The organism is Massilia scottii (assembly GCF_030846495.1).
Taxonomy (GTDB): Bacteria; Pseudomonadota; Gammaproteobacteria; order Burkholderiales; family Burkholderiaceae_D; genus Telluria_A; species Telluria_A violaceinigra.
Window position 1 is genome coordinate 1 of record NZ_JAVCWM010000060.1, and the last position, 2,935, is coordinate 2,935.

Sequence of the window (2,935 nt, forward strand, 5' to 3'; positions counted from 1 at the left end):
ATGGAATTTTGGCGTGAACATGTGATGGCAGTCGAGCGCGACGGCTGGGTGAGCAGCGAGTACGCCCGGGCCCACGATTTGTCGGTGACGTCGCTCTATTATTGGCGGGCCAAGTGCAGGGCGATGACTGCGGCGACCGGCACGCGCAGCAAGTTCGTCACCGTCGATGTCATGCCCGCGCAGAGTGCCGCCCCAGCGGGTACTTGCGTGCTGACGATCGGCGCCGTGCGTATGGAAATCGGCGCGCTGCCCGCCCCTGACTGGCTGGCGGCGCTGGCGATAGCCAGTCAGGGCGTGCGCTGATGCACCCGGGCTACCACATCGCGCAGGTGCACCTGTGCCGCTCGCCAATCGACTTTCGCAAGTCGATCAACGGCCTGTCGGTGCTGGTCGAGCAGGAACTGGGCCTCGATCCCTTTGCCCAGGCCCTGTACGTGTTCGTCAACCGGCAACGCACCAAGATCAAAGTGCTGTACTGGCATCGCAACGGCTTCTGCCTGTGGCTCAAGCGGCTCGAGGCCGAGCGCTTCGCCTGGCCGGATGAGCGGACCGGCATGGAACCGATCAGCGCCCAGCAACTGCAGTGGCTGCTCGAAGGCTTCGACCTGTGGCGCCACGCTCCGCATAAAACGCTCTCGTACTCTTCTGTTTCCTGATGCGGGCTGTTAACATGCTGCATGCTTGCCGTTTCCGACATTCCCGCCCTCACGCTGCCGCCAATCGAGCTTCCCAAGCCCGACGTGGCCGCGTTCGGGCTGCCCGCCTCGCTGCCCAGGGACGCCGCCAGCCTGGCCGACCTGCTGCACGCGCAGCAGAAGGCGTTCGTGAGCATGGTCGACACCCTTCATGCCCAGGCCACGCAGGCGGCCCGGCATGCCCTGGAGCAGGCGGTGCGGCGCGCCGCTGCCCAGGCGGTCAACGAGTACGTGGTGCGCATGGTCGAGCAGGCCAAGCTGGCGCGCCATCGGCTCTATGGGGCCAGCTCGGAGCAGATGGCGGCCTTCCAGCATGGCCTGTTCGACGAGGCCGAAACGCTGGCGCAAGGCAGTGGCGCGGCGCAGGACCAGGCGCCGCCGCCAGCGACCGATGCCGGCGGCAAGCCGCTTGCGCGCAAGGCGCGCGGCAAGCGCACTGGCTTGCCGAACGGCCTGCCGCGGGTGGACGTGGTGCACGATGTGCCCGAGTCCGAGCGCACATGTCCATGCGGCAGCGCGATGGTGCTGATCGGCGAAGACGTGAGCGAGCAACTCGACATCGTGCCGATGCAGGTGCGCGTGCTGCGCCACGTACGCAAGCGCTACGGCTGCCCGGGCAGCACCCATGCGCCCGTGACGGCGCCACTGCCGCCACAGCCGCTGCCGAAGAGCAACGCCAGCGTCAACTTCCTGGCCTTGCTGCTGGTGGCCAAGTTTCTCGACGGCTTGCCGCTGGCCCGCTTCGAGCATGTGCTGGCACGTCACGGCATCGTGGTGCCGCGCCAGACCCTGGCGCGCTGGGTGATCGGCGCCGCCCGCGTCCTGCAGCCGCTGCACAATCTGCTGCGCGACATATTGCTCGACGGCGCCCTGATCCACATGGACGAGACCGTGGTACAGGTGCTCAAGGAACCCGGCAAGGCACCCACCAGCAACAGCTACATGTGGGTGCAAACGGGCGGCCCGCCAACGCGGCCGGTGGTCCTGTACGACTACGATCCGGGCCGCGGCGCCCAGGTACCGACGCGCCTGCTGGAAGGCTTCCGCGGCTATCTGATGACCGACGGCTACGAAGCCTACAACGCGGTGGCGCGCAGCGGGCAGGTCGAGCATCTGGTGTGCTGGGCGCATGCGCGCCGGCGTTTCGTGGAGGCGGCGCGGGTGCAGCCCAAGGGCAAGCGCGGCAAGGCGGATGAAGCCATTGCTCTGATCGGCAAGCTGTACGGCATCGAACGCACCTGGCGCGATGGCGAGGATGCGCAACGCTGGCAAGCGCGTCGGCAACACAGCGTGCCGCTGCTGGCCGAACTGCGGGCCTGGCTCGATGCGACCCTGCCGGGCGTGCCCGGCAAGACCAAGCTGGGCGAAGCGCTGAGCTACCTGCACAAGTACTGGCCCAAGCTGGTGCGTTACGTCGAGCGCGGCGATCTGCCGATCGACAATAACCGCTGCGAGAATGCGATCCGCCCCTTCGTCGTAGGGCGCAAAGGCTGGTTGTTCGCCGACACGCCCGCTGGCGCCCATGCCAGTGCCGTGATTTACTCGCTGATGCAGACGGCCAAGGCCAATGGCGTCGAGCCGTACGAGTGGCTGCGCCACGTTCTGCGCGAACTGCCCGCAGCCAAAACGGTCGAGCAAGTCGAGGCACTGCTGCCGTGGCACTACCGCGCTGGCCGTCAGCCAAATACAGTGTCAACCTGAAAGCCTCCCATGCCACGCATTACAGCACAACACCTCGCCCGGGCCATCGAAACGCTGCGCACCATGACCATGGAGCGCAAAACCGCATTGGCGGACGACGTGTTTCAACAGCAGCCCACGCTGTTTGGCTCCTTCCTCGTCTTGACGAGATTCGGCGTCTCCTTCGAAAAAATGGAATTCTTGCTGGAACGCCTGTTCGTCTGCTTCCTGGCGATGCGACAGTCCGGCATCCAATGGCCGCGCATCACCGAAGACGAACTGGATAAGCAAGCGGCGCGCTTCAGCGCGACAGTCAGCTTCGCTGACGGCATGGGACCGGCACTCGCTGGTCAATCGCTGTCCGAATACACCACCGGCCACCCAGAGCCGCATCTGCTCGCCTATGTGACAACCGAGATGACGCAGTGGCTAGCCACGGTGCAGCCCGAGGAGAGCGACAAGTACGTCATGCTAGCCGCCATGAATATCGTCAACTGCATTGCACACGTGCCCCTGCACGTGGTGTCGCGCTAGCCGACTGGGGTTAGTGGATCGCTTAC

The 2,935-nt window shown here is 65.8% G+C and carries 4 protein-coding genes; all 4 read left to right on the top strand.

The genetic code is table 11. The annotated features are described in order from the left end of the window. The coding region (gene tnpA / locus RBA41_RS33190; RefSeq protein ID WP_306628612.1) for an IS66 family insertion sequence element accessory protein TnpA at window positions 1–303 on the top strand (303 nt) is incomplete at its 5' end. After that, complete coding sequence (gene tnpB, locus RBA41_RS33195; RefSeq protein ID WP_306628613.1) at window positions 303–656, top strand: IS66 family insertion sequence element accessory protein TnpB; 354 nt, start codon at window positions 303–305, stop codon at window positions 654–656. The genes tnpA and tnpB, both read left to right, overlap by 1 nt. Before the next feature lie 174 nt (window positions 657–830). After that, complete coding sequence (tnpC, locus tag RBA41_RS33200; protein WP_374709640.1) at window positions 831–2,396, top strand: IS66 family transposase; 1,566 nt, start codon at window positions 831–833, stop codon at window positions 2,394–2,396. Between the two features lie 9 nt (window positions 2,397–2,405). Further along, window positions 2,406–2,909: a hypothetical protein gene (locus RBA41_RS33205; protein ID WP_306628615.1), complete on the top strand. Its 504-nt coding sequence runs from the start codon at window positions 2,406–2,408 to the stop codon at window positions 2,907–2,909. Window positions 2,910–2,935: the final 26 nt, after the last annotated feature.